The organism is Actinomycetospora corticicola, assembly GCF_013409505.1.
Lineage (GTDB): Bacteria > Actinomycetota > Actinomycetes > Mycobacteriales > Pseudonocardiaceae > Actinomycetospora > Actinomycetospora corticicola.
In genome coordinates this window covers 2,653,147-2,677,277 of sequence record NZ_JACCBN010000001.1, presented here as the reverse complement: position 1 = coordinate 2,677,277, position 24,131 = coordinate 2,653,147, and the positions used below count along the sequence as shown (strand labels likewise).

21 protein-coding genes and 1 pseudogene are annotated in these 24,131 nt (G+C 75.3%); 17 read left to right on the top strand and 5 right to left on the bottom strand.

The genetic code is table 11. The features are described 5' to 3' along the window. The first annotated feature begins 164 nt into the window (after positions 1-164). On the top strand, positions 165-659 hold the full coding sequence (locus BJ983_RS12850) for a nicotinamide-nucleotide amidohydrolase family protein (protein ID WP_179794139.1): 495 nt from the start codon (positions 165-167) through the stop codon (positions 657-659). Here BJ983_RS12850 and BJ983_RS12845 read toward each other — a convergent pair. Continuing rightward, positions 656-1,249 (bottom strand): TetR/AcrR family transcriptional regulator, encoded by a 594-nt coding sequence (locus BJ983_RS12845; protein WP_179794138.1) that lies wholly within the window; start codon positions 1,247-1,249, stop codon positions 656-658. The genes BJ983_RS12850 and BJ983_RS12845 overlap by 4 nt on opposite strands. Positions 1,250-1,308: 59 nt before the next feature. Between BJ983_RS12845 and BJ983_RS12840 the strand changes: the two are divergent. Next, positions 1,309-2,007 (top strand): annotated as a pseudogene (locus BJ983_RS12840) (alpha/beta fold hydrolase); the annotation flags it as partial. A 46-nt stretch (positions 2,008-2,053) separates the two neighbouring features. On the opposite strand, the gene BJ983_RS12835 reads toward BJ983_RS12840, so the two are convergent. Continuing rightward, on the bottom strand, positions 2,054-3,436 hold the full coding sequence (locus tag BJ983_RS12835) for a mycothione reductase (RefSeq protein WP_179794137.1): 1,383 nt from the start codon (positions 3,434-3,436) through the stop codon (positions 2,054-2,056). Positions 3,437-3,800: 364 nt separating this feature from the next. On the opposite strand from BJ983_RS12835, the gene BJ983_RS12830 reads away from it, so the two are divergent. The 3 genes from BJ983_RS12830 to BJ983_RS12820 all read left to right on the top strand — a co-directional run bounded on the left by BJ983_RS12830 (position 3,801) and on the right by BJ983_RS12820 (position 7,526). Beyond that, a complete protein-coding gene (locus tag BJ983_RS12830; RefSeq protein ID WP_343054100.1) occupies positions 3,801-4,673 on the top strand; it encodes a S1 family peptidase in 873 nt (290 codons plus the stop codon). Between the two features lie 146 nt (positions 4,674-4,819). Continuing rightward, complete coding sequence (locus BJ983_RS12825) at positions 4,820-5,713, top strand: shikimate dehydrogenase (protein ID WP_343054098.1); 894 nt, start codon at positions 4,820-4,822, stop codon at positions 5,711-5,713. Between the two features lies 1 nt (position 5,714). After that, complete coding sequence (locus BJ983_RS12820) at positions 5,715-7,526, top strand: TIM barrel protein (protein ID WP_179794134.1); 1,812 nt, start codon at positions 5,715-5,717, stop codon at positions 7,524-7,526. Positions 7,527-7,778: 252 nt separating this feature from the next. On the opposite strand, the gene BJ983_RS12815 is transcribed toward BJ983_RS12820, so the two are convergent. After that, positions 7,779-9,119 carry an MFS transporter gene (locus BJ983_RS12815; protein ID WP_179794133.1) on the bottom strand — a complete coding sequence of 447 codons (1,341 nt, stop codon included), beginning with the start codon at positions 9,117-9,119 and terminating at the stop codon, positions 7,779-7,781. 115 nt (positions 9,120-9,234) lie between these two features. Next, positions 9,235-9,885 (bottom strand): TetR/AcrR family transcriptional regulator, encoded by a 651-nt coding sequence (locus BJ983_RS12810; RefSeq protein ID WP_179794132.1) that lies wholly within the window; start codon positions 9,883-9,885, stop codon positions 9,235-9,237. Positions 9,886-9,934: 49 nt separating this feature from the next. On the opposite strand from BJ983_RS12810, the gene BJ983_RS12805 reads away from it, so the two are divergent. From BJ983_RS12805 to BJ983_RS12780, 6 genes are all read left to right on the top strand, one after another. Then, the gene (locus tag BJ983_RS12805) at positions 9,935-10,717 is read left to right on the top strand and encodes a hypothetical protein (protein WP_179794131.1); all 783 of its coding nucleotides are present in this window, start codon (positions 9,935-9,937) and stop codon (positions 10,715-10,717) included. A gap of 59 nt (positions 10,718-10,776) precedes the next feature. Continuing rightward, a complete protein-coding gene (locus tag BJ983_RS12800) occupies positions 10,777-11,574 on the top strand; it encodes a siderophore-interacting protein (RefSeq protein WP_179794130.1) in 798 nt (265 codons plus the stop codon). Between the two features lie 64 nt (positions 11,575-11,638). Then, positions 11,639-13,789, top strand: coding sequence for a VWA domain-containing protein (locus BJ983_RS12795; RefSeq protein ID WP_179794129.1), 2,151 nt, complete (start codon positions 11,639-11,641; stop codon positions 13,787-13,789). A 23-nt stretch (positions 13,790-13,812) separates the two neighbouring features. After that, positions 13,813-14,427, top strand: coding sequence for a cob(I)yrinic acid a,c-diamide adenosyltransferase (gene cobO, locus BJ983_RS12790; protein WP_179794128.1), 615 nt, complete (start codon positions 13,813-13,815; stop codon positions 14,425-14,427). Between the two features lie 73 nt (positions 14,428-14,500). Continuing rightward, positions 14,501-15,862 (top strand): cobyrinic acid a,c-diamide synthase CobB, encoded by a 1,362-nt coding sequence (locus BJ983_RS12785; RefSeq protein ID WP_343054095.1) that lies wholly within the window; start codon positions 14,501-14,503, stop codon positions 15,860-15,862. Next, positions 15,859-16,200 (top strand): cobalamin biosynthesis protein, encoded by a 342-nt coding sequence (locus tag BJ983_RS12780; RefSeq protein ID WP_179794127.1) that lies wholly within the window; start codon positions 15,859-15,861, stop codon positions 16,198-16,200. Before BJ983_RS12785 ends, BJ983_RS12780 begins: the two co-directional genes overlap by 4 nt. A 233-nt stretch (positions 16,201-16,433) precedes the next feature. On the opposite strand, the gene BJ983_RS12775 is transcribed toward BJ983_RS12780, so the two are convergent. Then, positions 16,434-17,828, bottom strand: coding sequence for an alpha/beta fold hydrolase (locus tag BJ983_RS12775; protein WP_179794126.1), 1,395 nt, complete (start codon positions 17,826-17,828; stop codon positions 16,434-16,436). Positions 17,829-17,923: 95 nt separating this feature from the next. On the opposite strand from BJ983_RS12775, the gene BJ983_RS12770 reads away from it, so the two are divergent. The 6 genes from BJ983_RS12770 to BJ983_RS12745 are packed head-to-tail and all read left to right on the top strand — an operon-like array spanning position 17,924 to position 24,113. Next, on the top strand, positions 17,924-19,180 hold the full coding sequence (locus tag BJ983_RS12770) for an ATP-grasp domain-containing protein (RefSeq protein WP_179794125.1): 1,257 nt from the start codon (positions 17,924-17,926) through the stop codon (positions 19,178-19,180). Next, positions 19,177-19,977 carry a hypothetical protein gene (locus tag BJ983_RS12765; RefSeq protein ID WP_179794124.1) on the top strand — a complete coding sequence of 267 codons (801 nt, stop codon included), beginning with the start codon at positions 19,177-19,179 and terminating at the stop codon, positions 19,975-19,977. Before BJ983_RS12770 ends, BJ983_RS12765 begins: the two co-directional genes overlap by 4 nt. Further along, a complete protein-coding gene (locus tag BJ983_RS12760) occupies positions 19,974-21,023 on the top strand; it encodes a PLP-dependent cysteine synthase family protein (protein WP_343054094.1) in 1,050 nt (349 codons plus the stop codon). Before BJ983_RS12765 ends, BJ983_RS12760 begins: the two co-directional genes overlap by 4 nt. Continuing rightward, positions 21,020-22,111 carry an enolase C-terminal domain-like protein gene (locus tag BJ983_RS12755; protein ID WP_179794123.1) on the top strand — a complete coding sequence of 364 codons (1,092 nt, stop codon included), beginning with the start codon at positions 21,020-21,022 and terminating at the stop codon, positions 22,109-22,111. Before BJ983_RS12760 ends, BJ983_RS12755 begins: the two co-directional genes overlap by 4 nt. Positions 22,112-22,128: 17 nt before the next feature. Beyond that, on the top strand, positions 22,129-23,325 hold the full coding sequence (locus tag BJ983_RS12750) for an MFS transporter (protein WP_343054093.1): 1,197 nt from the start codon (positions 22,129-22,131) through the stop codon (positions 23,323-23,325). After that, a complete protein-coding gene (locus BJ983_RS12745) occupies positions 23,322-24,113 on the top strand; it encodes a class I SAM-dependent methyltransferase (RefSeq protein ID WP_343054091.1) in 792 nt (263 codons plus the stop codon). The genes BJ983_RS12750 and BJ983_RS12745 overlap by 4 nt, the downstream gene beginning before the upstream one ends. The last annotated feature ends 18 nt before the right edge of the window (positions 24,114-24,131 follow it).

Below are 24,131 nucleotides of genomic sequence, written 5' to 3'. Positions count from 1 at the left end.
CGCCCGTGGGCGCCGAGGAACGGCCGATGATCCAGGTCACACCGCCGAGGATCCAGCTGTCCCCGAGCGCGTGGCGCGCAACCGCCACCCTCGCGGTTTCGACGGCGGGTCCCTGCGGTCATCCGCCGCGGTCGTCATCGAGGACGTGGACCGGGAGGTAGTCGGTGGACGAGCCCGTCAACGAGGAGCCCGAACAGCTCGCTCAGGAGATCTCGGAAGGTGCGAGCCGGGACGGACGCCGGATCGCGGTGGTGGAGTCGTTGACCGGGGGACTGGTCTCCAGCGACCTCGCGGCCGCGTCGGGATCGAGCGAGTGGTTCCGCGGCGGCGTCGTGGCCTACGACCGCACGACCAAGCACGGCGTACTCAAGGTGCCCGACGGCCCCGTCGTGGCCGAGCCGGCGGTGCGGGCCATGGCCGAGAACGCCGCCGAGATGTTCGGGGCGGACGTCGTGGTCGCCGTGAGCGGCGCCGGCGGACCCGACCCGCAGGACGACCAGCCGCCCGGCACGGTCTGGTTCGCGGTGAGCGACCACGGCCGCACCGACGCCTGGGTCAAGCAGTTCCCGGGCGACCCGCCGGACGTGCTGAAGGCGACGCGGATCGAGGCCCTGCACACGCTGCGCGAGCACACCGCCGCCTCCCACGCGCAGGGCTAGACGCCGAGGGCGGCCTGCCAGTGCGCGCGCAGCGCCCGGCCGGCCGCCACGGGATCGATCGAGTCCGGCGCCACGAGGTACTGCAGGGCGAGGCCGCGCAGCTCGGCCACCACGATCGCCGCCACGACCGCGGGCTCGACGTCCCCGCGCACGTCCCCGGCGTCCCGGCCGGCCTCCAGGTCGCCGACGATGTCGGCCCGGAACAGCGCGTCGCGCTCCCGGAACACCGGGCCGAGGTCCGGGTCGGCCACCGACTCGGCCCAGAGCACGAGGAACGCGCGGGAGAGCGAGCCGATCCCGCCGACCGCCCCGAGGTAGCCCTCCACCAGGACGAGGACGCGCTCGAGGCCCGGCTCGACCTCGTCGACCCCCGGGACGAAGCCGGCCTGGGAGGCCTTCACGAGGGCCTCGACGAGCGCCTGCTTCGACCCGTAGTGGTGGGTGACGATCCCGCGGCTGTAGCCCGCCCGGCGTCCGACCTCGGCGAGCGTCACCGACCGCAGCCCGGACTCCACGACGAGGTCCGCGGTCGCGGTCAGGAGAGCCCGCTCGGTCGTCTCCCGCCGTTCCTGCTGGGTGCGCCGTTCCATGCCGGGAGCATATCGTGCTAACTTGCGTGTCGACTGACAAGTAAGTGAGGGACGAGGACATGACGACGACGGTGTTCGTGCACGGCAACCCCATGACGGCGGCGGTCTGGGAGGGGCTGCTCGTCGAGCTCGGCCGCGACGACGTCCGGCTCCTGTCCCCGCCCGGGTTCGGGGCGCCCCTGCCCGGCGGGTTCGACGTCTCGCCCGACGGCTACCGCGACTGGCTGGTCGGGGAGCTGGAGTGCCTCGACGGGCCGGTCGACCTCGTCGGGCACGACTGGGGCGGCGCCCACGTCGTACGGGTGGCGATGGACCGCCCGGACCTGCTGCGCAGCTGGGTCAGCGACGCGGTGGGGGTGTTCCACCCGGACTACGCCTGGCACGAGCTCGCGGTGACGTGGCAGACGCCGGGCGCGGGGGAGCGGCAGCTCGCGGGCCTCGCGGACCGGGACGCCTGGGCGGCGCGCCTGGCCGGGCGGGGGATGCCGCTCGCGGTCGCCGAGCGGGTGATCGACGGGTACGACCCGTCGATGGCGCACGCGATCCTCGCGCTGTACCGGGCGGCGGCCCAGCCCGCCATGGCGCGCGCCGGCCGGCGTCTCGAGCGGGCCGCCGCGCGCCCGGGCCTGGCCGTCCTCGCCACGGGAGACCCCGTCGTCGGGACCCTCGCGCAACGCCGGGAGGCCGCGGCCCGCGCCGGGGCGCAGGTCGCGGTCCTCGAGGGCGTGGGGCACTGGTGGCCCGCCCGCTACCCCGTGCGGACGGCCCAGGTGCTCCGGCGGTTCTGGGCCTCCCTGGACACCGTCACGACGACAGTGGGAGCCCCAGCAGTACGTTCTCGATCAGTTCGGGCAGTGCCGGGTGGATCCAGTACTGCCCGGTGGCGATCTCCTGTGCGGTCTGGCCGAACACCATGGCCTGCACGAGTACCTGGATCAACGAGGACGCCTGTGGCCCCATGAGATGCGCGCCGAGGAGCTCGCCGGACGGTGCGGCGAGCACCTTGGCGAAGCCCGTGGAGTCCTCCATCGCCCAGCCGAAGGCGACGTCGCCGTAGGCCTGGACCTTGGAGACGTACGCGGTTCCCGCCTCGCGCAGGTCCTGCTCCCGGGCGCCGACGGAGGCCACCTGCGGGTCGGTGAACACGGCCGAGGGCACGAACCGGTGGCTGGTGGCGCGTGGGGAGTCGGGGTGCAGCAGGTTGTGCTGCACCACCTTCGCCTCGTGGTTGGCGACGTGCTTGAGCTGGAAGGGCGAGCTGACGTCCCCGAGCGCATAGACGCCCTCGACCGGCGTGCGCTGGTACTCGTCGACCTCGACCCGGCCGTCGGTGGTCAGCTGCAGGCCGGTCTTCTCGACGTCGAGCCGGTCGCCGTTGGGCTTCCGGCCGGTGGCCACGAGGAGGGCGTCGCCCTCGATCGTCGAGCCCTCGGGGCAGGTGAGGACGATGGTGCCGTCGGCGCGCTGCTCGGCGGCGGTCGGCTCGGCGTTCAGGTGGACGTTCCAGCGCTCCTGCGCGAGGCGGGTGAAGCGCTCGGAGACCAGCTCGTCCTGCTCGCGGAGCAGGGCCGGGCCACGGGTGACGATCGTGACCTCGGTGCCCAGCGCGGAGAACACGTGCGCGAACTCGCAGGCGATGTAGCCGCCGCCGACGATCGTGAGCCGGCGGGGGAGTTCCGGGAGACGCATGACGTCGTCCGAGGTGTGGAACGGCACGCCGGAGTCGGCGATCACCGGCGGCACCGTCGGGCGCGAGCCGGCCGCGATGACGACGCGGTCGGCGGTGACGGTCTCGCCGTCGCCCCCCGCGGTCGGGGTGATCGACAGCTCCCGCTCACCGGTGAACACCGCGTGCCCCTGGTACACGGTGATGTTGGAGCACTCCTGGTCGCGGTAGCGCAGTCCGCCTGCCGAGATCGGGTCGATCCGCCCGAAGACGCGGTCGACGATGTCGCGCCACCGGACCTTGTCGATGCTCGCGTCGACGCCGTAGGTGCCGGCCCGCCGGATCGTCTCGGCGACGTCCGAGGCGTAGACGTACATCTTCGTCGGGATGCACCCGACGTTGAGGCACGTCCCACCGAACACGCCGTGCTCGACGATGGCGACGTCCAGGTCGTCGAAGCGGGGGTCGAGGATCGAGTTGCCCGATCCCGAGCCGATGATCACGAGGTCGTGGTGGGGCACGCGCCCCACTGTATTGAGCCCTGCCGGTCCGGGCTCGTCCCGTCGGACGGTCGGCACTGTCTCCTCCGTCTCGACAACGCTCTGTAATCGTCGAGACGGCGCCCGGTGAGCGGTCGTCTCGGACCGCTCATCGCGGCTTCCTCACCCAGCGGTGTCGTTTACCGTCCGAAATCGACCGTTCGTCGTCGCTCAGCGGGGCGAACTCCCGCTCGCCGACTTGTTCACGACCGCCGGTCTCTGGTCATCTCTGCTCCGACGGACGGTGGGCGGTACGCCGGACGGGCCCCGCGAGGGGCCGGCGGAACTGCAGTACGTGAGCGGAGGCGGGATGCGGGAGCGATCGCACGGACGGCACCGTGCCGAGGTGACCCGGAATCCGGCGACGGCACCGGGGGTGCTGGTGCGGCGGGCGACCCTGGTCGCCTCGACGGCGGTGGTGGTGCTCGCGGTGGTGGCGGTGAGCCTGGTCGGCTTCGGGGGTCGGAGCTCGGCGGTGACCACGGGTGGCACGGGCGACGACCCGGGCGGCGCCGGGAGTGACGGCGTCGCGCAGGCGCGCATCGTCGGGGGCGAGCGCACGAGCACGGCCGACGAGCCGTGGGTGGTCTACCTGACCGACGCCTCGGGCTTCCAGTTCTGCGGCGGCACGCTCGTCGCGCCGACCAAGGTGGTCACGGCGGCGCACTGCACCGCCTCGGCGCCCGACCGGAAGATCTTCGCGGTCGTCGGGCGGGACGACAAGAGCTCCAAGGCCGGCCGCTCGGTGGCCGTGACGAAGACGTGGGTCAGCCCCTCGTTCACCGCGGTCGGCAGCGGGCTCGACGTCTCGGTGCTGACGCTCGGTGAGTCGGTCCCCAACGCCACCCTGCCGCTGGCGACCGCGTCCGACACCGCCCTCTACGGGCCCGGCACCGCCGCCCGCATCTACGGCTGGGGGGCCACCTCGGAGAACGGCACGGCCTCGCGCTACCTGTTGGGGGCGACGGTCCCGATCCGCGAGGACTCCTACTGCAAGTCGTCCGCGTCGTCCTTCGACCCGACGCTGCTCACCTGCGCGGGCTTCGACACCGGCGGCGTGGACACCTGCCAGGGCGACTCCGGCGGGCCCCTGGTGGCCGGCGGCAAGCTCATCGGGATCACCAGCTTCGGCGACGGCTGTGCCCGCGCGGGCAAGCCCGGCTACTACACGCGGGTCGGGGCGAACTCGGCGCTGATCGAGAAGCAGATCGCGTCGTAGGGGGCAGGGCATCCCGGGTCGGAGGGCAGACCGGTACGGGGGACACGAGGGGCGGATCGGCGGGCAGGCCGGTCCGCCCTTCGTCGTTTGACGGTCCTCCGGTCGGTGCCTACTCTGAACTCACCAGTTCGTACATGGAGGCACCGGTGACCCTGACGCTGACCGACCCCCGCACCCCGGTGGCCCTGAGCCACCTCGTCGGGTTGGTGGGCACCGGCATCGGCCCGTCGCTCACGCCCGCGCTGCACGAGCGCGAGGGCGACGCCCAGGGCCTGCGCTACCTCTACCGCCGCCTCGACCTCGACGTGCTCGGCCTGGGCGCCCACGACGTCGGGCGGGTGCTCGACGCGGCGCGCCTCACCGGCTTCTCCGGGCTCAACGTCACCCACCCGGCCAAGCAGACCGTGCTCGCCCACCTCGACCGGATCGACCCCGCCGCCGCGGCGCTCGGCGCGGTCAACACCGTGGTGTTCGGGCCGGACGGCGCCGTCGGCCACAACACCGACCGCTCCGGCTTCGCCCGCTCCTTCCGGCGCGGCCTCCCCGGCGTGCCGGTCGGGCGGGTGCTGCTGCTCGGCGCCGGCGGCGCCGGGGCGGCCGTCGCGCACGCGCTGACCGACGTCGGGGTCGGCGAACTCCTCGTCGCCGACGCCGACCGGACCCGGGCCGAGGCCCTCGCCGGCGCCGTCCGCGACAGCGGTGCGGCGAGCACCTCCGTCGTCGGGATCGCCGACGTCGAGGCGACGCTGGCCGGCGTCGACGGTCTGGTGCACGCCACGCCCACCGGCATGGCGGCCCACCCGGGCTCGCCGGTGGCGGCCGACGCGCTGCACCACGGGATGTGGGTGGCCGACGTCGTCTACCGCCCGCTCGCGACCGCGCTGGTCACGGCGGCCCGGGCCCGCGGCCTGCGGGTCCTCGACGGCGGGGGCATGGCGGTCTTCCAGGCCGTCGACGCCTTCCGGCACTTCACCGGCCTGGAGCCGGACGCCGACCGGATGCTCGCCCACTTCGCCGCTCTCGTCGCCGCGGGGGCGTGAGGTGGCGGGTCGGCGCCACGGCATCGCCACCGCCTGTCTGTCGGGGCTGCTCGAGGACAAGCTCGCCGCGGCGGCCGCCGCGGGGTTCGACGGTGTCGAGATCTTCGTACCCGACCTGCTCGGCTCGCCCGAACCCCCCGAGGACATCGCCCGTCGCTGCGCCGACCTCGGCCTCGTGATCGACCTCTACCAGCCGATCCGGGACGTCGAGGCGCTCCCGCCCGACGCGTTCGCAGCGTCGCTGCGGCGGGTCGAGCACGCCTTCGACGTCATGGAACGGCTCGGGACGTCGACGGCGCTGATCTGTTCCTCGGTCGACCCCAGGGCGATCGACGACGACGACCTGGCCGCCGAGCAGCTCGCCGAGGTCGCCGCGCGCGCCGCGGACCGCGGGCTGCGGATCGCCTACGAGGCCCTGGCCTGGGGTCGGCACGTGAACACGTGGGACCACTCGTGGCGGATCGTGTCGCTCGCCGACCACCCCGCGCTCGGCCTCTGCGTCGACTCCTTCCACCTCTACGCGCGCGGCGGCGATCCGTCCGGGCTGCGCTCCGTCCCGGCCGACAAGCTGTTCTTCTGCCAGCTCGCCGACGCCCCGCGCCTGGACATGGACGTCCTGCCCTGGAGCCGCCACCACCGCCTCTTCCCCGGCCAGGGCGACTTCGACCTCACCGCCCTCGTCGGCCACCTCGACGCCGCCGGCTACGACGGCCCCTGGTCGCTCGAGGTGTTCAACGACGTCTTCCGCCAGGCCGACCCGGGTCCCGCCGCCGTCGACGCCCGCCGTTCGCTCCTCGGCCTCGAGGAGTCGCTCGCCGGTTCCGCCGGGCCCGTGGTGGACGGGACGGCCTTCGTCGAGCTCGCCGTCGACCCGGGCACGTCCGCCGAGGTGACCGACGCGCTCGCGGCGTTCGGCTTCGCCCGCACGGGCGAGCACCGCTCGAAGGCGGTCTCGCTGTGGGAGGCGGGCGGCGCGCGTGTCGTCGTCCGGGACGCTCTTCCGGACGCCGGGTCGGTGCCGGCCGCCGTCGCCGCGCTCGCCGTGCGGACGCCCGACCCGGAGGCGCTCGCGCGCCGTGGGGTGGAGCTGCTCGCACCCCGGGTCCCGCTGCCCCACGCCGGGGACGAGGCGGAGCTGCGCGCGGTCGCCGCGCCCGACGGCACGCTGCTGTTCTGCTGCCCCGAGCGCCCCGACCCGGGCCGCGACGACTTCTGGCCGGGCGACTTCCGGCCCACCGGCGCCCGTCCCGGGACCGGCGTCGAGGGGGTCGACCACGTGGCGTTGAGCCCGCCGTTCGACCTCGTCGCCGAGGCGGAGCTGTTCCTGCGCACCGTGGTCGGGCTCGCGCCGGTGGGGGAGCCCACCGACATCGTCGCGCCGTTCGGCCTGGTCCGGGGGCGGCTGTTCGCCTCCTCCGGGGCCGACCCGGTGCGGGTGGTGCTGTCGTCGTCGCTCGTCCGCCGCGGCGGGTGGGCGCCGGGCGTGCCCGCCCCGCAGAGCGTGGCGTTCGCGGTGCCCGACGTGCTCGCCGCGTCCCGGGCCGCGCTGGACGCCGGGCTCGACCTGCTCGACGTCGGGCCGAACTACTACGCCGACCTCGCCGCGCGGGGGGTGGCGGACGCCGACGTGCTCGCCGAGCACCGGGTCCTCGTGGACGTCGACCCGACCGGGGCGCAGTACCGCCACGTCGTGACCCCCGTGCTCGGGGGCCGGGTGTTCCTCGAGGCCGTGCAGCGCGTCGACGACTACGCCGGGTTCGGCGCCGCGGACGCGCCCGTCCGCATGGCGGCCCACCGGCGCGCCCGACGCTAGGTCGCTCACGGCGTCCGTCGACCTGGCGTCTCCGGGGCGGGTGGTCCGGGGGCCTCTGCCGGCGCGAGGTGCACGTGGGGCAGGTTCTCGGGCCTCGCGGGATGTCTGGTGTGCATCTCGGTGGCGGGTAGGCCGATTCGTCCCGACCCAGCTTCCGGGGCTCGCGCGCATGCCGGACGTGCACCTCGGCGACGCACGACGAACGGCGGGCCCGGTCGAGGTGACCGGACCCGCCGTCGGGAAGGAGGAGCGTCAGACTGCGGCCGGGACGACCGGGGTGCCGCGGTCGGCGACGCGGTCGAGGTCGGCGGTCGGGACGTGGGCGGTCTCGCGGGCGGTGAGGGCGGCGACCGCGGCGAGCCCGCAGAGGACGGCGCCGAGGATCGCGACCGGGACCCACCCGCCGGCGCCCTTGCCGACCAGCGACTCGGCGATCGTCGGGACGAACCCGCCGACGGCGAAGCCGATCTGGGTGCCGACGGCCATGCCGGTCAGCCGCACGCGGGCTGGGAACATCTCGCCGTAGAAGGCGGGCCACACGCCGTTGGCGGCGCTGTAGACGACCCCGGAGAGCAGGACGCCGAAGACGAAGATCAGCGCGTAGCTCGCCGTCGAGATCGACCAGAGGTAGAAGGCCAGGACGACGGCGCTGGCCACGCAGCCGAAGACGAACACCGGCTTGCGGCCGACGCGGTCGGCGTAGCGGGCGAAGAGCGGGATCGCGGCGAGGGCGACGGCGTTCGCGGCGATCGAGACCCAGAGCATCGCGGTCTTGTCGAGGCCCTGCGTGCTCGTGGCGTAGGAGAGGCCCCAGACGCTGACCAACGTGCTGACCGAGGAGACCAGGGCGCCGAGGACGACGCGGAGCACGGCGGCCCAGTGGTCGCGCAGCAGGACGACGATCGGCAGGCCCTCGGTACGGCCGGAGGCCTTCTGCTCCTCGAAGACCGGGGTCTCGGCGAGGGTGCGGCGGATGACGATGCCCGCCACCACGACGACGACCGACAGCCAGAACGGCACCCGCCACCCCCAGCTGAGCAGCTGCTCCTGCGGCAGGGCGGCGACCGGGAGGAACACGAAGGTCGCGATGATCATGCCGGCCTGGGTGCCGCCGAGGGTGAAGCTGGAGAAGAAGGCGCGCCGGTCGTCGGGGGCGTGCTCCAGGGTCATGGAGTTCGCGCCGGCCTGCTCGCCACCGGCCGAGAAGCCCTGCAGCAGGCGGCAGACCACCAGCAGGATCGGGCCGAGCGCACCGGCGGTGGCGTAGTCGGGCAGGCAGCCGATCGCGAAGGTCGCGGTGCCCATGAGGACCAGGGTGAGGATGAGGACGCGCCGGCGGCCGACCCGGTCGCCGACGTGGCCGAGCACCACCGCGCCGAGCGGCCGCGCGATGTAGCCGACGCCGAAGGTGGCGAGCGCGAGCAGCGTGCCGGCCGTCGGGCTCGACGACGGGAAGAACACCTTGCTGAACACGAGCGCCGCCGCCGTGCCGTAGATGAAGAAGTCGTAGTACTCGAGGGCGCTGCCGATCCAGGCGGCGAGTGCCGCCCGGGCGGGCTGCGCGCCGGCGGGCGCGGCGGGGGCGGAGGACATCGTCGGGCTCCTCGGGGTGGCGCTTATGTACCGTCTGGTTACGTACCAGATAGTGAGTTCCCGGGAGCGGCGCTGTCAAGGGTCTGTGTGGGCCCGACCACGGACCTCGATGTGCTCAGGGTCTCCCGACGTGCGCGGTGAGGTACTCGACGACCAGGTCGGAGAGCATCCGCCGGTAGTGGTCGCGCATCGCGGGGTCGAGCATGTCGCGGTCGAAGATGGCCGCGACGGTGTGCCGGTTGGCCGTGCGGAAGATGCAGAACGAGCTGATCAGCAGGTGGATGTCGAGCGCGTCGACGTCGTCGCGGAAGAGCCCGGCGTCGCGACCCCGCGCGAGGATCCGGTCGAGCACCGCGAGCGTGGCGCCGGAGAGGCCCTCGCGGATGGGGGAGGCGCGCAGGTGCTCGGCGTGGTGGATGTTCTCGATGCTCACGAGGCGGATGAACTCGGGGTTCGCCTCGTGGTGGTCGAAGGTGAGGTCACAGACGGCGCGGACCGCGGCCGTGGGGGCGAGCTCGTCGACCTCGAGATGGCTCTCCAGCGAGCGGATGCCCAGGTAGGCGCGCTCCAGCACGGCGAGGTAGAGCCCCTGCTTGCTGCCGAAGTAGTAGTAGAGCATCCGCTTGGTGGTGCGGGTCCGGGCCGCGATCTCGTCCACGCGGGCGCCCGCGAGGCCCCGTTCGGCGAACTCGGCGGTGGCGACGTCGAGGATCTCCGCCCGGGTGCGTTCGGCGTCGCGCTGCCGGGGCTGGGACTCCGCGGTCATGGATGGCCCTCCTCGCAGTGGACTCACCGGCTAGTACATCATGGCGATCGTGAACCGCGTCGCCGTGCACCACTCGGTCCTCGACCCTCGCGACCCCGTCGCGTGCGTGCTGGCCGCCCGCGCGGGCGGGCTCGACGCGGTCGGACTGCACGTGGCCGCCGAGCCCGACGCCGAGCGCGCCTGGGGGCACGGCGCGGGCACGCCCCTGCTCGCGGCGCTCGTGGACGTCCTTCTGGTCAGCCGGGTGACCACGCTCGACGTCGGGCGGATCGACCTCGGCGAGCCGACCACGGACGCGACGGACGACCCGCGACGCCGCACGCTCGACCTCGGGGCCCGGCTCGGGGCGCAGTTCGTCACGGTCCGGGCGACGGAGGGGGTCGACACCGGGGACGCCCTCGCGGGGCTCACCGCGCAGGCCGCGTCGTTCCGGGTCCGTCCCGTCCTCGTGCCGGCCGACGGCGTTCCGGTGCGGGAGGCCCTCGCCGCCGTCGCCGGGACCCGCGCGGGGATCGTGTTCGACGTCCGGCCGTCGGTCGCCGACCCCGAGGAGGTGGCCGAGCTGATCGTCGAGGCCGGGGACGCGCTCGGGTACGTCCGGGTGCCCGCGGACGAACTCGCCGTGGACATGGGGGAGGTGACCTCCCTGCTCGCGACGCTCCCGCCGTGGGTGCCGGTGGTCGTGGGCGCCCCGCGCACGCCGCGACCGGTGGCCGACCCCGCCGACCCGGCCGCCCCCGCCCGGGCGGGGGCCTTCCTCGCCGCCTGCCGCGCCGGGGTCGACCGGTTGCTCGTCCACCCGCGGGCCCTGGCGGCCGAGCGAGGGGAGTGACCACGCCCGACGTCAGGAAGTAAGGTGAGCCTTACCTGACACGACGAGGGGTGTGGAGCATGGCGAAGGGCGGACCGGGGCATCGGCTCGAGGTACTGCGCAGCGAGCAGTTGACCCCGCATCTGCGGCGGGTCGTGCTCGGCGGACCGGGGCTCGCGGGCATCGAGGACAACGGGTTCACCGACCGGTACGTGAAGCTCGCCTTCCGGCGGCCGGGCGTGGTCTACGACGAGCCGCTCGACGTCGGGGCGGTGCGGGCCGAGCGCCCGCGCGAGGAGTGGCCGATCTCGCGGACCTACACGGTGCGCGCGCTCGACCACGCCGCGGGCGAGATGACGATCGACTTCGTGGTGCACGGCGACACCGGGGTGGCGGGTCCGTGGGCGCTCGCGGCGCAGCCGGGCGACGAGCTGATCCTGCTCGGACCGGGCGGGGCGTACGCACCGGCGGCCGACGTGGACGCGCACGTGCTGATCGGTGACGAGGCCGCGCTGCCGGCGATCGCGGCGGCGTGCGAGCGGGTGCCGGCGGGGACGCCGGTGCTGGCGTTCGTGGAGGTCGACGGGCCGGCCGACGAGCTCCCGCTGACGTGTTCCGGTGACCTGGAGGTCCGCTGGGTGCACCGCGAGGCCGGTGAGACGCTGGTCGACGTCGTGCGGGCCGTGGACTGGCCGGCGGGTCGGGTGCAGGCGTTCGTGCACGGCGAGACGAGCTCGATGAAGGCGCTGCGCGGGCTCCTGCGCGACGAGCGGGCCGTGCCGAAGGAGCTGCTCTCCATCTCGGGCTACTGGCGTCGCGGGATGGACGAGGAGGGCTTCCAGGCCGACAAGCGCGCGGGCAACGGGGTGGCGGCGTAGCGGAGGCACACATCTCAGCGGTTGCTGAGATGTGGTCTCCGTCCGCGGGATAGGGTCGCGTCCCGTGGCGTTCCCCTTCTCGGCCGTCGTCGGCCACCCGGACCTGCGGCTCGCGCTCCTGCTCTCCGCGGTCGACCCGGGTATCGGCGGCGTGCTGGTGCGCGGGGAGAAGGGCACCGCGAAGTCGACGATCGTGCGGGCCCTCGCGACCCTGCTGCCCGACGTCGCGGTGCGGGCCGGCGACCGGTTCGGGGTGGACGTCGACGCCGGCGAGGAGAGCCCCGACGGGCCCTTCCCGGCCGACGCCCCCGTCGAGCGCCGGCCGGCCCGGCTCGTGGAGCTGCCGGTCGGGGCGTCCGAGGACCGCCTGATCGGCTCGCTGGACCTGCAGGAGGTCCTCGCCCACGGCCGCGGCTCGGTGCAGCCCGGCCTGCTGGCCCTCGCGCACCGCGGCGTGCTCTACGTCGACGAGGTCAACCTCCTGCACGACCACCTCGTCGACCTCCTGCTCGACGCCGCCGCCTCCGGGCGCTCCCACGTCGAGCGCGACGGGGTCTCGTTCACGCACCCGGCCCGCTTCCTGCTGGTCGGCACCATGAACCCGGAGGAGGGCGAGCTCCGCCCGCAGCTGCTCGACCGCTTCGGGCTCACCGTCCGCGTCGAGGCCTCGCGCGTCGTCGCCGAGCGCACCGAGGTGGTGCGCCGCCGCCTCGCCCACGACGCCGACCCGGCCGCCTTCGCCACGCGCTTCGCCGCCGACGAGGACGCCCTGCGCGCGCAGATCGACGACGCCCGCGCCCGGCTGGGATCGGTCGCCCTGACCGACCGCGAGCTGGTCCGCATCTCCGCGGTGTGCGCGTTCGTCGAGGTCGACGGGATGCGCGCGGACGTCGTCGTGGCCCGGACGGCCGTCGCCCACGCGGCCTGGCGCGGGGTCGACGCGGTCGACGTCGACGACGTGCGCGCTGCCGCCCGCCTCGCCCTGCCGCACCGGCGCCGCCGCGACCCCTTCGACGAGCCGCACCTCTCCGACGAGGAGCTGGAGAAGGCGCTCGAGGTCGCGGAGCAGGCGCTGCAGGACCTCGAGGACGACCAGGACGACGGTCCCGACGACGACGGGCCCGGCGGACCCGGTGGCCCCGACGGCGATCCGGAGGACGGTCCCGACGACGGGTCCGGTCCCGACGCCGGATCGGCAGCGCCTCCCGAGGCCGGGGCGTCCGAGGCCGGGGGGCCCGAGAGCGGGGGACCCGGGTCCGACGGACCCGGTCCGGAGGGCGCACCGTCCCCGCCGGGCCGACCCGCCCCGCCGTCGGGAACGGGCAGCGGGAGTGACGGTGCGGATTCCCTGCCGCGGGACGACGGCGACGACGCTCCGCTGTCACCGGTGGGGGCCCCGCAGCAGGTCCGGCTGAAGAGCCGGCGCTTCGAGGTGCGCGGCGTCGGCGAGGGCGTCCCCGGGCGCCGGTCGCGGGCCCGCGGACGACGTGGGCGGACGGTCCGGGCGGTCGCCGAGGCCCCGGAGTCCGGCCCCGCCCCGCACCTCCCGGCAACCGTGATCGCCAGTGTCCGCGGGGGACGACGCGGTCGGCCGGAACCGGACGACCTCCGACACGCGCACCGGGAGGGCCGCGAGGGCAACCTCGTGCTGTTCTGCGTCGACGTGTCCGGCTCGATGGCCGCGCGAAAACGGATGTCGGCGGTGACGGGCGCGGTCGACGCGCTGCTGCGGGACGCCTACCAACGGCGGGACAAGGTCGGGGTGGTGACCTTCCGCGGCAGCGGCGCGAGCGTCGCCCTCCCGCCGACGTCGAGCGTGCACACCGCCCACGCCCGGCTCGCCGACCTGCACACCGGGGGGCGGACGCCGCTCGCCGAGGGACTCCGCGCCGCGCGCCGGGTGCTGCGGGCGGAGCGGGTGCGCGACCCGCGGCGCCGCGGCCTGCTCGTCCTGCTCACCGACGGTCGCGCGACCGGCGGCGGCCCGAAGCCGCTCGACGCCGCGCTCGACGCCGCCCGCGGCCTGGCCCGCGAGGCCGGCCCGGGGCGCGGGGGAGCGGCGATGAGCACCGTGGTCGTGGACTGCGAGGCCGGGCACGTCCGTCTCGGGCTCGCCGGCCGGATCGCCGGTGCGGCCGCCGGTGCGATCGTGACCCTCGACGAACTGACCGGCGAGAACGTCGCGGCGGTGGCCCGGACCGCCGTCGGCGCCTGACCCGTCGCCTGCGAAGGAGAACCATGCCCCAGGGCGTCCCCACCACCGTTCCCGACGACGGGCTCACCACCCGCCAGCGGCGCCGCCGCCCGCTGCTCGTGGTGCACACCGGCGTGAACAAGGGCAAGTCGACGGCGGCGTTCGGCCTCGCGCTGCGGCAGTGGACGGCGGGCAACTCGGTCGCGGTGTTCCAGTTCGTGAAGTCGGCCAAGTGGCGGGTCGGCGAGGAGACGGCGCTGAAGGCCCTCGGCGAGCTGCACGAGCAGACCGGTCAGGGCGGGCCGGTGGAGTGGCACAAGATGGGTGAGGGCTGGTCGTGGAGCCGCAAGCCGGGCTCCGACGAGGACCACGCCGAGGCCGCCCGCGAGGGCTGGGCGGAGATCCGGCGCCGGCTCGAGGGCGGCGCGCACGACTTCTACGTCCTCGACGAGTTCACCTACCCGCTGAAGTGGGGCTGGATCGACGTCGACGAGGTGGTCGCGGTGATGAACGACCGGCCGGGGTTCCAGCACGTCGTCATCACCGGTCGCGACGCGCCGCCCGCCCTGGTCGAGGCGGCCGACCTCGTCACCGAGATGACCAAGATCAAGCACCCGATGGACGCCGGGCAGAAGGGTCAGAAGGGCATCGAGTGGTGAGCCGGCACGCCGCGAGTGCGGCGGAGTGCGTCAGCGGTGGTGCACTGTGCCGCACTCCCGGCGCGGGCCCGTCGTGAGCGCCGGCCTGCCCCCGCGCGTGGTGATCGCGGCCCCATCGTCGGGAAGCGGGAAGACGACGATCACGACGGGGCTGCTGGGCGCGCTCGCCGACCGCGGCTCGGTGCCGGCGCCGTTCAAGATCGGCCCGGACTACGTCGACCCCGGCTACCACGCCCTCGCCTCGGGGCGCCCGGGCCGCAACCTCGACCCGGTGCTCTGCGGGGCCGACCGCCTCGCCCCGCTCGTGGCGCACGGGGCGGCGGGCGCGGCGTTGGCCGTGGTCGAGGGCGTGATGGGGCTGTTCGACGGGCGGCTGGGGAGCGCTCCCGACGACGGGTCCACCGCGCACGTCGCGCGGGTGCTCGAGGCGCCGGTGATCCTCGTCGTCGACGCGCGCGGGCAGCACCGGTCGGTCGCCGCGCTGCTGCACGGGTTCCGCGCCTTCGATCCCCGGGCGGCGCCGGCCGGCGTGATCCTCAACCGGGTCGGCACCGAGCGGCACGCGGACGCGCTACGGGCGGCGTGCGCGGAGGTCGGGGTACCGGTGCTCGGGGTCGTCCCGCGCCGCGCCGAGCTCGCCGTGCCGTCCCGTCACCTCGGGTTGATCACGGCGGCCGAGCACGGGGCCGACGCCCGCGCCGCCGTCGACGCCATGACCGCGCTGGTCGCCGCGCACGTCGACCTCGACGCCGTCGAACGCCTGGCCCGCAGCGCGCCGCCGACCCCGGTCGAGCCCTGGGACCCGGTGCTCGAGGTCGGTCCGACCGACCGCCGCGCCCGCCGTGTCGTCGCCGTCGCGGGCGGCCCGGCCTTCACCTTCGGCTACCCGGAGCACGCGGAGCTGCTGCACGCGGCCGGGGGCGAGGTCGTGGTCGTGGACCCGCTGCGCGACGAGGCGCTGCCCGAGCGCACGGCCGGGCTCGTGCTGCCCGGCGGGTTCCCGGAGGAGCACCTCGAGGAGCTCTCGGCCAACGTCGCGCTCCGCTCCGCGATCCACGCCTTCGCGACGGCGGGTGGTGCGGTCCACGCCGAGTGCGGCGGTCTGCTCTACCTCGGGCGGTCGCTCGACGGGGCCCCGATGTGCGGGGTGCTCGACGCCGAGGCGGCCATGGCCCCGCGGCTGACCCTGGGCTACCGGACCGCGACGGCGGTGGCCGACTCGCCGGTCGCCGCCCGCGGGGACGTCGTGACCGGCCACGAGTTCCACCGCACGGCGACCACCCCGCGGGCCGGGACGACGGCCGCATGGGAGTGGGACGGGGGCACCGAGGGGTTCGTGCAGGGCAACGTGCACGCCTCCTACCTGCACACCCACCCGGCGGGACGTCCGGAGGCGGTACGCCGGTTCGTGGCCGGCCTGGTCGGCCCGCCGTGAACGTGCTCGGCGTCGGGGTCGAGCCGGGGACGCCGGTGGCCTACCTGGCCGAGGCGGTCGACGACCTGGAGTACGACGCGGTCGCCACGGTGGACCGGCGCCTCGACGAGCCGGCGATCGCCGCGATCGTGGGGGCGCGGAAGCTCCTCGCGTACACGGTCACGGAGCTCGACGCCGTGGTGGTGCCGAACCCCTCGGCGGTGGTCCGTCGACTCACCGGGACCGGCTCCGTCGCCGAGGCGGCCGCGATCCTGGCCGCGCGCGAACTCGGGGGAGCGGGAGAGCTCGTCGTCGAGAAGCAGCGGGGCCGGATGGTGACGGTGGCGCTGGCGCGGTGATCGGCCGCCCGGCGTTGCGTCACGCACACGGCGAGGGACCGTCGCACCAGGTGCGTGGGCGCGTTGCGGCGCGCACACGGCGAGTGCGGGCCGCGTCCGCGGGGTCGTGCGTGGCGCAACGCCCTGATTCCGGGAGCGCGACCAGCGCCGGCCGTGTGCGTGGCGCAACGCCGCGATGCCGGGAGCGCGACCAGCGCCGGCCGTGTGCGTCGCGCAACGCGATCCGGCTCGGCTCAGCACACGGTCTCCGGCGGCAGCGACCCGTCGACGAGGAACCGGGCCACGGCGGAGTCGACGCACCCGTTGCGCTGGGAGGCGAACAGCCCGTGCGAGCGGGCGTCGGGGTCGAGCACCATCGGCGAGCCGGGGAACCGGGCCTGCATGCGGCGGGCGCCGGCGAGCGGGGTGGTGGGGTCGAGCCCGGCCTGCGTGAACAGCACCGTGGCCGACGCCCCGAACCGCACCGGCTCGCGCGGCGGCGACCACCACGGGCACGGCAGGGTCTCCAGGCCGGTCAGTACCGGGGGCGGCCACGCGCGCTGCAGGTCGGCGACGTCGGCCTCGAGCCGCGTCGACGGCGGCCGTGGCGAGTCCGCGCAGACCGTCGCCCGGTTCGCGGCCTGCCGGGACCGCTCGGCCCCGTCGTCGGGAACGCCCAGTTCCTCGAGCGGACCCGGATCGCCGCGTCCCAGAGCCGCCAGGGCATCCGCGAACGGCGCCCACCGCTCCACGCGCGACAGCGTCCGGTAGACGACGGCGTCGAACTCGGCCGGGCCCAGCGTGCCGACGGGCAACGCGGCCCGGGCCTGCGCATAGACCTCCGCCACCGCGGGTGCCCCGACACCCCACCGGACCGCCGTGACCCCGAACAGCGCGTCCCGCGCCACCAGCATCGCCCGTGCCTGCTCGAGGCCGAACGCGGTCCAGTCCTCCGGTCCCACCGCAGAGTCCAGCACCATCCGGCCGACCCGATCCGGGAAGAGCGTCGCGTACGACGCGCCCAGCCAGGTGCCGTAGGAGACGCCGAGGAAGGAGAGCCGCTCCTCGCCGAGCGCCGCGCGCAGCAGGTCGAGATCGCGCGCGGTGGCGGCGGTCCCGAGGTCGGAGCGCGCCGGACCCAGCGCCGACGCACAGGAGGCCGCCAGCGCCGACCCCCGCGCCACCACCCCCGACGGCCCGAGCACGACGGGATCCGGCGCGGGATGGTAGAACAGACCCCCGGCGGCGTCGCAGTCGACCGCGCCGCTGCGCCCGGTGCCCCGCGGGTCGAACCCGACGACGTCGTAGGCGGCGGTGACCTCGTCCGGCATCTTCGCGGCCTTCTCCACGCCGTAGTCCGACCCCGGAGAACCCGGCCCGCCCGGGTTCACCACGAGCGCCCCGCGGCGCACGCCGGTCGCGGGCAGGACCGACACCGCCACGTCCAGCGTCCCGGTGTCGGGGCGGGCGTGGTCGCGCGGGACGCGCAGCACCCCGCAGCGCACCTGGTCGCCCCGCGGCCCGGCCTCCACGACGTCGGGCGGACAGGGACCCCACGCGACGGACGGTGACGACGGTGTCGTCCCGACCGAGCACCCGGCGACCAGCAGCCCGCCCACCACCAACGCGATCCATCGTCCGACCTGCATCTGTGAGCGAGACCCCCGACCCCTTGCCGATCTATTGGAAATGATTACCGTTCTCTGACCATAGCGGACAGTGACATAGGAACGGGGAGCTACACGTGGGTCACCTGATCGTGATCGAGAGTTGGGTCGGGGCGATGAGCCGGTTGCTGCCCCGGGCGATCCGGGAGGCGGGCCACCGCTTCACGTTCGTCACCCGGGACCTGCACCACTACCTGCGCAGCGCTCCGGCCGGGTCGACCCACCCGCTGCTCACCGCGGACCACGTCCTGACCCTCGACACCAACGACCCGGCCCGGCTCGTCGAGGAGCTCGCGGCCCTGCAGCCGCAGCTGGGGTTCGAGGGCGTGCTCTCGTCGTGCGACTACTACCTGGAGACCGTCGCCCTCGTCGCGGAACGCCTCGGCCTGCCCGGCGCCCCGCCGGCCGCGATGCGCGCCGCGTGTCGCAAGGACGAGACCCGGCGGACGCTCGCGCACCTGCCCGGCCCGCGCTTCGCGATCGCCCGGAACCGGGCGGAACTCCTCGGCGCCGCGCGCAGCGTCGGGTTCCCGCTCGTGGTCAAGCCCGTCGACCTGTGCGCCGGCATGTTCGTCCGGCGCGTCGACGACGAGGCCGCCCTGGTCGCCGCGTTCGACGCCGCCGCGGCCTTCCCGGTGAACGCCCGTGGGCAGCAGCGGGCCCCGCAGCTGCTGTGCGAGGAACTGCTCGTCGGGCCCGAGGTGAGCGTCGAGACCGTGACCGCCGGCGGGACCACCACCGTCGTCGGGGTCACCGACAAAGCCCTGACCGGCGCCCCGTGGTTCGTGGAGGTCGGCCACCAGTTCCCGGCTGCGCTCGACCCGGCGACGGCGGCGGAGGCCGCGGACCTGGCACGGGCCGCCGTCGACGGGCTCGGCCTCGACCACACCGTGGCGCACACCGAGATCAAGCTGACCGCCGACGGTCCGAAGCTCGTCGAGGTCAACCCCCGCCCGGCCGGCAACCGCATCACCGAGCTGGTCCGCCGCGTGACCGGGGTCGACCTCGCCCGGGCCCACGCCGAGGTCGCGCTCGGGATCACCCCCGACCTCGCCCCGGTCACGACCGGCACGGCCAGCGCCGCCGTGCGGTTCCTGGTGCCCGAGCGGGAGGGCGAGCTGGTCGCGGTGCACGGCACCGACGGCCTCGACGCCCGCGACGGCGTCGTCGAGGCGGAGCTCCCGACGGCGGGTCGGCGGACCGGCGACGGCCGGAGCAACAACCACTACCTCGGCCACGTCATGACCGTCTCCTCCGACCCCGACGCCGGGGCCGACGCGGTCCGGCTGCTCGACGAGGTCGTCCTCGAGTACGCGGCCCCGGTGTCGGTGTGAGCGCCCCCGCGACGACCGCCCTCGAGCGCGTCACCGCCGCCGCCCCCGACTCCGGCGACGCCCGCGTCTCGACCGCCTTCGTCACCCGCCAGGGCGTGCGCCACGACGGCCGCCGCCGCGGCTACCGCAACGAGGTGCTCTCGGTGCGGGTCGGCGCGGCCGTCGGCTCGTGCGCGGTCGACCCCGGCGCCCTCGCGGGGGAGTCCGGGGACGCGGTGCTCGACCGGGTCGTCGGCGGCACCGTCGCCGACCTCCTGCACGACCCCGACCCGGCCGTCCGCACCGCCGTCCTCGACGCCCACCTCGCCGACCACCGGGCCCTCGGCGACCACGACGGCAGCAGCGCCGTCGACCTGCCGTCGGGGAGCTCCGTCGCGAAGTCGACCGCCCGGGCCGCGGCCGTGGCCGACCTGGTGCCGCTGCGGTGGGGCCGCGTGCTCGTCGTCGGGGTGGTGAACTCCCTGCTCGTGGCCCTGCGCGAGCGCGGGTGCGAGCCGGTCCCGTGCGACCGCCTCGGCGGCACCACCGAGTGGGGCGAGCCGATCCGCACGGACCACGGCGACGACTGGGACGCCGCGCTCGTCACCGGCATGACCCTTCCCGACGGCGGGTTCGACGACCTGGCGGCGACGGCCGGCGGACGCCCGCTCGTGGTGTTCGCCCAGACCGGCGCGGCCGTGTTCCGGGCGCTCGTCGCGGACGGGTCGGTCACCGCGCTGTCCGCCGAGCCGTACCCGTTCTTCTGGCTCGACGGCGGCCCGACCCGGCTGCACGCCTACCGGGGGTGGTCGGCGTGAGCGCACCCGCCCTGCTCGACCTGCTCACCCCCACCCCGGTATTGCGGATCGGCACCGGCACCCGCGGCTACTGGGCCAAGCTGGAGAGCCACGGCGCCGGCGGGATGAAGGTCCGCGCGGCGCTGTCGATGGTGCGCGGCGCCCGGGCCCGCGGAGACCTGCGGCCCGGCGGCACGATCGTCGAGTCGACCAGCGGCACGCTCGGGATCGGCCTGCTCTACGCCGCCCGCGCGCTCGGCCACGACGTCGTCCTCGTGGTGGACGCCGACATCGAACCGTCGATGCGGGCGCTGCTCACCGCGCACGGCACCCGGCTCGAGGTGGTCGCCCGGCCCCATCCCGACGGCGGGTGGCAGCGGGCGCGGCTCGACCGCGTCCACCAGGTCGTCGCGACGCTCCCGGACGCCTGGTGGCCCGACCAGTACGACAACCCCGACAACCCTGCCGGCTACGTCGCCCTCGCCGACGAGCTCGACCGTCAGCTCCCCGACCCGCCCGACGTGCTCGTGTGCAGCGTCGGCACGGGCGGGCACAGCGCCGGGATCGGTCGACGGCTGCGCGAGCGGCACCCGGACCTGCGGGTGCTCGGGGTCGACACGGTCGGCTCCACGATCTTCGGCCAGCCCGCCCGGCCGCGCCTGATGCGCGGACTCGGCAGCAGCATCCACCCGCGCAACGTGGACCACGACCTGTTCGACGAGGTCCACTGGGTCGGCCCCGCCGAGGCGGTCGACTCGTGCCGTCGGCTCGCCGGCACCACGTTCGTCACCGGCGGATGGAGCACCGGCGCGGTCGCCCGCGTCGCCGACTGGGTCGCGCGTCGCGAGCCGGGCGCCGTCGTCGCGACCGTCTTCCCCGACGGCCCGCACCGGTATCTGCACACGATCTTCGACGACACCTGGTGCGCCGAGCACCTGCCCGGCCCACCGACGCGGCTGCCGGTCGAGATCCCGCACCCCGAGGCCGTGGAGGTCGTCGGCGGCTGGGCGCGCTGCCGCCACGTCGTCGTCCCCGCGGCGGCCCGCCAGCTCGAGGCCACGGCATGAGGCTCACGCACGAGACCGTGGTGCTGCGCCTCGCCGAGCCGTTCCGCATCTCGCGGTCGGTCACCACCGCGCGGGAGGCGGTCGTCGTCACCCTGCACGAGGACGGGTCGTGCGGCTCCGGCGAGGTCGTCACCAGCGTGCGGCGCGCCCTCGACGCGGAGCGGATCACGACGGCGCTGGACGCGGTGCACGGTCGCTTCGGCTCGGTCGAGGAGCTGGTCGTAGGCCTGCCGGGCCTGCTCGCCGAGGGGGTCCCGACCGGCGTCGTCGACGCGCTCGACGCCGCCGCGCTGGACCACACCGGTCGTCGGGACGGACTCCCGGCGCGCGCGCTCCTGGACGCCCCCACGTGGGCCGGGGTGACGACCGCGGCGACGATCGGCCTCGTCGACGCCGAGACGGCGCTGGCCCGCACCGATCTGCTCGTCGGGCAGGGCTTCGGTCTGCTCAAGGTCAAGGCGGGCTCCCCGGACCCCGGCGACGACCTCGCCCGGGTCGCCGCCGTGCGCGCCGCCGCGCCGGGGGCCCGGCTGCTCGTCGATCCGAACGGCGGGTGGGACCGCGTGCTCGCCGTCGACCTCCTGGAGGGCCTCGCCGGACTCCTCGTGGAGGCCGTCGAGCAGCCGACCCCGCCCGGACGGCCCGACGACCTGGGGTGGGTCGCCGACCGCGTCCCGATGCCCGTGATCGCCGACGAGGACGCCGCGACGGTCGCGGACGTCGACGCACTCCCGCCCGGGGTCGCGGTCAACGTGAAGCTCGCCGAGTGCGGCGGCGCCCGGGCCGCGCGCGCGATGATCGCGCGGGCCCACGCCGAGGGCCGCGACGTGATGCTCGGGTGCCTCGCCGCGAGCTCGCTCGGGATCGCCCCGGCGGCCGCCCTCGCCGGGCTCGCCCGCTGGGTCGACCTCGACGGTCACCTGCTGCTCGCCGACGACCCGTGGACCGGGCTCGGCGGCCGGGACGGTCGGCTCGCGCCGGCCGAGCCGGTGGGGCTGGGGGTGCGGCCGGCCGGTGTCAGCGGTGGCACACGGTGGACGCCGGACGTCAGTGGTGGGCCACGGCTGACATCGGGGGGCAGCCGGTGATCGCCACCCTCCGCTCGGTGCGCAGCTTGCCGCGCGCCGTGCAGGTCCTGCTGCTCAACCAGCTCGGGGTGAACACCGGCTTCTACCTGCTCGTGCCCTACCTCTCCGGCTACCTGGGCGGCGAGCTCGGCCTGTCCGCGGCGCTGGTCGGCGTGGTCCTCGGGGTGCGGAACCTGTCCCAGCAGGGGCTGTTCCTCGTGGGCGGGTCGGCCGCCGACCGGCTCGGCGCCCGCGGCGTGATCATCGCCGGCTGCGCGCTGCGGACGGTCGGGTTCGGGCTGTTCGCGCTCGGCGAGTCGGTACCGATCCTGTTCGCCGCCGCGATCCTCTCCGGGCTCGCGGGCGCGCTGTTCAACCCGGCGGTGCGGGCCTACCTGTCGCAGGAGGCAGGGGAGCGCACGGCCGAGGCGTTCGCCCTGTTCAACGTCTTCGCGAACACCGGCGCCCTGCTCGGGCCGCTGCTGGGCGGTGTCCTGCTGCTGGTCGGGTTCCGGCTCTCCGCGATCGTCGCCGCGGTCCTGTTCGCGCTGCTGACGCTCTGGCAGCTCGCGGTGCTGCCGGTGCGCCGCATCGAGCCGAGCGGGACGACGGTCGGCGGCGACTGGCGCGAGGTCCTCGGCTGCCGGCCGTTCCTCGCCTTCACGCTCGCGATGGTCGGCATGTTCGCGCTGCAGAACCAGCTCTACCTGCTGCTGCCCCTTCAGGCCGCGCACCTCACCGGCTCGGCGAGCCCGGTCGCGGTGATCTTCGCGGTGGTCACGCTGCTCAACCTCGGCCTGCAGGTCCGGCTCACCCGCCGGCTCGACGCGGCCCCGCGGGCGGCGACCATCGCGGCCGGGCTCGCCGTCATGGGCCTCGCGTTCCTGCTGCCGGCCCTGCTCGCACCACTCGTCGCCCCCGGCCTCGTCGGGCTCGTCCCCGTGCTGCTGGCCGCCGCGGTGTTCTCGGTCGGTCTGATGATCGCCCAGCCGTTCGTCAACGCGCTGATCGGCTCGTTCACCCGGCCCGGGCTGTCCGGCACCTGCTTCGGGGTCTTCTACCTGGCCTCCGGCACCACCGCGGCGGCCGCGAACGCGCTCATCGGGTGGGCCGTCGACGCGTCCGGCTCGCCGACGGCGTGGCTGCCGTGCCTCGTCTGCGCCGCCTTCGGTCTCGGGTCCGCCCTCGCCGCCCGTCTGCTCGCCCACCGGCTGCCCCAGGAGGTCCGCGCGTGACCACGCTCCTGCTCGACCGCCCCGAGCTCTACGAGGCGTGGTTCCCCGACCCCGACGCCCGGGCCGCGGGCTTCGTCGCGGACGTCGCCGCCCGCTTCGGCGCCCCCGGGCACCGGCTGCTCGACGCCGGGTGCGGGACCGGACGTGACGCCGCGGCCCTCGCCGCACGTGGATGGGGGGCGTCCGCGGTCGACCTGGCGCCCGCGATGGTCGAGCACGTCCGCCGCCACCACCCGGCGGTCGACGCGGCCGAGGCCGACCTGCGCACGCTCGACCTCGGTCGAACCGTCGACGTCGTGACCTGCCTCGACTCCACGCTCCTGGCCCTGCACGACACCGCCGACCTGCTCGCCGCGCTGCGCCGGATCGCCGCGCACCTCGTGCCCGGCGGCCTGCTCGTCGCCGAGATGCGCAACGGCGCGTTCCTGCTCACCGCGGACGCGCACGTCGAGCTGCTCGCCGGCGAGACCGAGCGGGTCCGCCGGTTCGACGGTGTCGAGTACACCGCCCGGACCCTGCTCCACGTCGACCACGCCGCCCAACTGCTCCGGCGCCGGAGGACCTGGACCTGGCCCGGTGGCGGGCACACGGAGCACACCGCGTGGCGGCTCCTGTTCCCGCGCGAGCTCACCGACCTGCTCGACCGTGCCGGGTTCGACGTGCTCGCCCTCTTCGACACCCCCGGCCCCCGCACCGACGAGCCCTGGCACGCCGACGCCGAGCTCGGCACCGCCCTGACCCGCGACCGGCTGCACGTCGTGGCCCGTCGTCGTGAGGAGACCCGATGACCCGCCGTCGAGGACATG

Coding starts and splice junctions, on each gene's coding strand:
- BJ983_RS12845 (WP_179794138.1), bottom strand. CDS start 1,249: ATGGAACGGCGCACCCAGCAGGAACGGCGGGAGACGACCGAGCGGGCT.
- BJ983_RS12815 (WP_179794133.1), bottom strand. CDS start 9,119: ATGTCCTCCGCCCCCGCCGCGCCCGCCGGCGCGCAGCCCGCCCGGGCG.
- BJ983_RS12810 (WP_179794132.1), bottom strand. CDS start 9,885: ATGACCGCGGAGTCCCAGCCCCGGCAGCGCGACGCCGAACGCACCCGG.
- BJ983_RS12800 (WP_179794130.1), top strand. CDS start 10,777: ATGGCGAAGGGCGGACCGGGGCATCGGCTCGAGGTACTGCGCAGCGAG.
- cobO (WP_179794128.1), top strand. CDS start 13,813: ATGCCCCAGGGCGTCCCCACCACCGTTCCCGACGACGGGCTCACCACC.
- BJ983_RS12775 (WP_179794126.1), bottom strand. CDS start 17,828: ATGCAGGTCGGACGATGGATCGCGTTGGTGGTGGGCGGGCTGCTGGTC.
- BJ983_RS12755 (WP_179794123.1), top strand. CDS start 21,020: ATGAGGCTCACGCACGAGACCGTGGTGCTGCGCCTCGCCGAGCCGTTC.